The 5518-nt window shown below is 73.5% G+C and carries 5 protein-coding genes and 1 riboswitch; of the genes, 2 read left to right on the forward strand and 3 right to left on the reverse strand.

All coding sequences use genetic code 11. The features are described from left to right. Window positions 1–48: 48 nt before the first annotated feature. Both ACFXPX_RS43365 and thrC read right to left on the reverse strand, forming a co-directional pair. Entirely contained in the window at window positions 49–327 is a 279-nt protein-coding gene (locus ACFXPX_RS43365; RefSeq protein WP_375888691.1) for a MoaD/ThiS family protein, read from the reverse strand. Window positions 328–354: 27 nt separating this feature from the next. After that, entirely contained in the window at window positions 355–1635 is a 1281-nt protein-coding gene (thrC, locus tag ACFXPX_RS43370; protein WP_380530517.1) for a threonine synthase, read from the reverse strand. Window positions 1636–1652: 17 nt separating this feature from the next. Then, window positions 1653–1788: riboswitch (SAM riboswitch) on the reverse strand. A 149-nt stretch (window positions 1789–1937) separates the two neighbouring features. Between thrC and ACFXPX_RS43375 the strand changes: the two genes are divergently transcribed. Next, on the forward strand, window positions 1938–2942 hold the full coding sequence (locus ACFXPX_RS43375; protein WP_380530520.1) for a glucosyl-3-phosphoglycerate synthase: 1005 nt from the start codon (window positions 1938–1940) through the stop codon (window positions 2940–2942). A 38-nt stretch (window positions 2943–2980) separates the two neighbouring features. After that, window positions 2981–4447: a trehalose-6-phosphate synthase gene (locus ACFXPX_RS43380; RefSeq protein WP_380645064.1), complete on the forward strand. Its 1467-nt coding sequence runs from the start codon at window positions 2981–2983 to the stop codon at window positions 4445–4447. Here ACFXPX_RS43380 and otsB read toward each other — a convergent pair. Then, window positions 4434–5273 (reverse strand): trehalose-phosphatase, encoded by an 840-nt coding sequence (gene otsB / locus ACFXPX_RS43385; RefSeq protein ID WP_375888702.1) that lies wholly within the window; start codon window positions 5271–5273, stop codon window positions 4434–4436. The genes ACFXPX_RS43380 and otsB overlap by 14 nt on opposite strands. Window positions 5274–5518 lie beyond the last annotated feature (245 nt).

Consider the following 5518-nt stretch of genomic DNA (forward strand, 5'->3'; position numbering starts at 1 on the left):
CGGGGAGCGGAATTCCGTACGCGCGGACGGCCGGGAAGCGGGAACGGCTCAGCAGCCGCCGGCCACCGCCGGAATGATCGAAACGCTCGCACCGTCCGCGATCCCGGTCGCCAGGCCCTCGGCGAACCGCACGTCGTCGTCGTTCACGTACACGTTGACGAAGCGGCGCAGCTTGCCGGTGTCGTCCAGGATCCGGGCCGCGATGCCCGCGTGGTTGCGCTCCAGGTCGGCGATGACCTCGCCCAGGGTGGCCCCCTCGGCGGGCACCTCGGCCGCACCGCCGGTGTAGGTGCGCAGGATGGTGGGGATGCGGACGTTGGCGCTCATGACTCTCCTAGCGGGGTGGGGGGTGGATCAGACGGACGCGAGGCCGGCGGCGTGGAAGGAGTCCAGCGTCGGGCGGATGACGGCGGTCATGCCCGCCTCGGAGACGGCGTCCAGCGTCTTCAGGCCGTCCCCGGTGTTGATCGCGACGGTCTCCTTGGACGGGTCCAGCTGACCGGTCTCCACGAGCTTCTTCAGCACACCGACGGTCACCCCGCCCGCGGTCTCGGCGAAGATCCCCTCGGTCCGGGCCAGCAGCCGGATCGCCGCCACCACCTCCGCGTCCGTGACGTCCTCCACCGCGCCGCCGGTCCGGCGGGCGATGTCCAGCACGTACGGGCCGTCCGCCGGGTTGCCGATCGCCAGCGACTTGGCGATGGTGTCCGGCTTCACCGGCCTGATCACGTCCCGGCCGGCCTTGAACGCCGCCGACACCGGCGAGCAGCCCTCGGCCTGGGCGCCGAAGATCCGGTACGGCCGGTCCTCCACCAGGCCCAGCTTGATCAGCTCCTGCAGACCCTTGTCGATCTTCGTCAGCTGCGAGCCCGAGGCGATCGGGATGACGATCTGCTCCGGCAGCCGCCAGCCGAGCTGCTCGCAGATCTCGTAGGCCAGCGTCTTGGAGCCCTCGCCGTAGTACGGCCGCAGATTGACGTTGACGAAGCCCCAGCCCTCGCCGGCCGGGTCCCCGATCAGCTCCGAGCAGAACCGGTTCACGTCGTCGTAGTTGCCCTCGATGCCGACCAGCTCACCGCCGTACACCCCGGCCATCACGACCTTGCCCTGCTCCAGGTCGTGCGGGATGAACACGCAGGAGCGGAACCCGGCCCGGGCCGCCGCCGCACCCACCGCACCGGCCAGGTTGCCGGTCGACGAGCAGGACAGCGTGGTGTAGCCGAACGCCCGGGCCGCCTCGATCGCGCAGGCCACCACCCGGTCCTTGAACGAGTGCGTCGGGTTGCCCGAGTCGTCCTTGACGTGCAGCTGCGCGGTGAACCCGAGCTCCCGGCCCAGGTTGTCCGCCTTCACCAGCGGGGTCCAGCCGGGGTTCAGGTTGGGCTTCGAGGCGACGTCGGCCGGCACCGGCAGCAGCGGCGCGTACCGCCAGATGGACGCGGGGCCGGACTCGATCCGCCTGCGCAGCTCCTCGGCGCGCTCGCCGCCGAACTCGTAGGCGATCTCCAGCGGCCCGAAGCACTCCACACAGGCGAAGCTGGGGCCGAGCGGGAAGCGGGTTCCGCACTCCCGACAGGACAGGGCGGCGGCGGGGCCGAGGTCGACGGAAACAGGTGCGGCGATGTCGATAGCCATGATGGCGGAGGCCTCTCTCCTCATCTTCCCCGCGGCGCGGTCGCGCCACAGGCCGGAATTGGCACCTGTCCCGCCGGGGCCTGTCAACGACAGCCGAGCGAGAAGGTTGCCGGGACGTCAACGGGCCGTTCCCTCAGTCCCTCTGGATGAGCTTGTGAAATTGTGGTGGTGCGCAGCGGCGACCCCGGCGTGCAAAGGTCCGACCGCTGTACGAAGACTGTATCCGAAGGCGCCAACCCTGAACGGGACCGTCCGCCAAGCGAGATGACCCGTCCCACCCGATCCCGCCGAGGAGAGTCACCGTGCCCGCCGAACCGACCCACGCCCTCCTCCCACAGGCGGCGTCCTGGCTCCGCCGCCGCTCGTGGAGCGCGGCCGAGCGGCCGGTCGACGCCCTCCTCGCCGCCAAACGGCGCACCGGCCGGACGGTCAGCGTCGTCCTCCCCGCCCTCGACGAGGAGGCCACCGTCGGCGACATCGTCCGCACCGTCCGGCGCGAGCTCATGGACCGGATCCCGCTCGTCGACGAACTCGTCGTGGTCGACTCCGGCTCCACCGACGCCACCGCCGCCGTCGCCGCGGAGGCCGGCGCCCGGGTGGAACACCGAGACCGGATCCTCCCCCGGCTGCCCGCCGTCCCCGGCAAGGGCGAGGTGCTCTGGCGCTCCCTGCTGGTCACCCACGGCGACATCGTCTGCTTCATCGACGCCGACCTGCGCGAGTTCGACCCGGCCTTCGTCTCCGGCATCGTCGGCCCGCTGCTCACCGACCCCGACATCCACCTGGTCAAGGCCATGTACGACCGCCCGCTCGAGACCGAAAGCGGCGCGATCGTCCCGGCCGGCGGCGGCCGGGTCACCGAACTCGTCGCCCGCCCCCTGCTCAACCTCCACTGGCCGGAACTCGCCGGCTTCGTCCAGCCCCTCGGCGGCGAGTACGCGGCCCGCCGCTCACTGCTCGAACGGCTGCCCTTCCCCACCGGCTACGGCGTCGAACTCGGCCTCCTGGTCGACGCCCTGGACCAGGTCGGCCTCGACGCGCTGGCCCAGGTCGACGTCGGCGTGCGGCACCACCGCCACCAGGACGGCCAGGCCCTCGGCCGGATGGCCGCCACCATCTACCGCACCGCCCTGGAACGCCTCGACCGCTCCCACCGCCTCAAGGCCTCCGCCGACCTCGTCCACCCCCACCTCACCCAGTTCACCCGCGACCCCCACACCCGCGCCTTCACCGCCCACACCCACCCCGTGACGGCCCTGGAACGCCCCCCGATGCACACCGTCCCGGAATACGCCACCCGCCGCTGACGGGTTTGCCGCCCCGACCCCCCGGCAACATCCCAACCATGGGCGATCTCACGACCGAACGTTCGAGTGCGACCGGAACCGCCCCCGTCCTGGTGGCCTCCAACCGGGGACCGGTGTCCTTCGGCACCGCCGACGACGGCACGCTGACCCTGCGCCGCGGCGGCGGGGGCCTGGTCTCCGGCCTGTCCGCGATCGACGACCCCACCGCCGTCTGGGTCTGCGCCGCGCTGAGCGACGCCGACCGCAGAGCCGCCCGGGAGGCCCCCGCCGGCCGCCTCGACCTCGCCGGGCACGAGGTCGGCGGACAGGCCGTACGGATGCTCGACATCGACCCGGAGACCTTCGCCCGCGCCTACAACGGCGTCGCCAACTCCACCCTCTGGTTCGTCCACCACCTGCTCTACGCGACCCCCACCGCGCCCTCCTTCGACGCCGGCTTCCGCACCGAGTGGGCCGCCTACCAGGCGTACAACGCCGCCTTCGCCGACGCCCTCGCCGCCGAGGCCGCCCCGGGAGCCGCCGTCCTGGTCCAGGACTACCACCTCTCCCTCACCCCGGCGCTGCTCCGCGAAGCCCGCCCCGACCTGCGGATCGGCCACTTCTCCCACACCCCGTGGGCGCCGCCCGAGTACTACCGGCTGCTCCCCGACGACGTCGCCCGGGCCGTCCTGACCGGCATCCTCGGCGCCGACCGGGCCGGCTTCCTCACCGAACGCTGGGCCCGCGCCTTCGCCGCCTGCTGCGAGGACCTGCTCGGCGCCGCCTTCGACCCGGCCGCCCTCACCGTCACCCACGAGGGCCGCACCACCCACCTGGGCGTGCACGCCCTCGGCGCCGACACCGACTTCCTGCGCGAACGCGCCCACCGCCCCGACGTCGACGAACGCCTCGCCGCCCTCCGGGCCGCCGTCGGCGACCGCCGCACCATCGTCCGGGTCGACCGCACCGAGCTGAGCAAGAACATCGTCCGCGGCCTCCAGGCCTACCGGCACCTGCTCCGCACCCGCCCCGAGTGGCACGACCGGGTGGTCCACATCGCCTTCGCCTACCCGTCCCGGACCGACCTCGCCGAGTACCGCGACTACACCGCCGCCGTCGAACGCCTCGCGACCGCCATCAACGCCGAGTTCGCCACCCCCGCCTGGCAGCCCCTGATCCTGCACGTCAACGACGACTTCCCGCGCAGCCTCGCCGCCTACCGCCTCGCCGACGTGGCCCTCGTCAACCCGATCCGGGACGGCATGAACCTGGTCGCCAAGGAGGTCCCGGTGGTCTCCGACCACGGCTGCGCCCTCGTCCTGTCCCGCGAGGCCGGCGCCCACGCCGAACTCGGCGACGACGCCCTCACCGTCAACCCGTACGACGTCATCGCCACCGCCGAGGCCCTGCACACCGGCCTCACCATGAGCCCCGGGGAACGCGCCGACCGCACCAAGCGCCTGGCCGCCGCGGCCACCGCGCTCCCCCCGCAGCAGTGGTTCCTCGACCAGCTCAACGCCCTCTGAGGGCCTCCCCCAACGCCCCCAACAGCTCCACCACCCCGTCGGGCCCGTCGACCACCACGTCCGCCAGGTCGGCGAGCTCCCGCACCGGCGCGTCCCCCACCGCGCCGGCACACACCAACAGCCCGGCCAGCCCCTGCCCCCGCAACTCCTCCACCGCCCGGAACGCCGCCACGTCCCCCAGGTCGTCCCCCGCGTACAGCACCGCCCGCGCCCCGCGCTCACGTAGGAACCCGGTCAGCGCCGCCCCCTTGTCCACCCCCGGCGGCCGCAACTCCAGCACCAGCCGCCCGGGCTCCACCACCAGCCCGTACTCGGCCGCCAACTCCCCCACCGGTCCGCGCAACGACTCCAGCGCCCGCTCCGGCTCCGCCGTACGCCGCGTGTGCACCGCCACCGAGCGCCCCTTGTCCTCCACCCACGTCCCCTCGGGCGCCCCCACCCGCTCCAACACCCCCGGCAACGCGCCCCGCACCCCCGCGACCCCCGGATGCACCTCCGGCGCCGAGAGCTCACCCGCCTCCCACCGCTCGGCCCCGTAGTGCCCCAGCACCACCAGCCCCGGCACCCCGGCGAACCCCCCGTACTCCGCCGCCAACCCCGCCGGCCGCCCGGTCACGACCACGACGGCCCCCACCACCGCCGCCAACCCCCGCAACGCCCCCACCACGCCCGGATGCGCCCGCGCCCGCGAGGGATCCGCCACGATCGGCGCCAACGTCCCGTCGAAGTCCAGGGCGACCACCGCCTCACCGGGCGCCGCCAGAACCGCCCGCAACCCGTCCCGCCCGGCCTCGGTCGCCGGCACCACCATCTCGTCAAGACCCATACCGACACCCATACCCCGCCCCCAAGGACGCACCCACCCACCAACACCCGCGCCCCCACCAACACCCACCCCCCACCCACCTCCCCACCCGACCGAGGCGAGAGGGACGCGCTGCGGGAGGGGGCGGTGGAGGGGGTGGGTGCGGAGAGGGGCGTTGCGGGTGATTTTCAGACCGCCAACGGTCTCAACCCCCCTCGATGAGGGTCGGCGGTCGGAAAATCACCCAGCCCCCGGAGCGCCCACCC

The sequence above is a fragment of the Kitasatospora sp. NPDC059146 genome (assembly GCF_042786665.1).
Lineage (GTDB): Bacteria > Actinomycetota > Actinomycetes > Streptomycetales > Streptomycetaceae > Kitasatospora.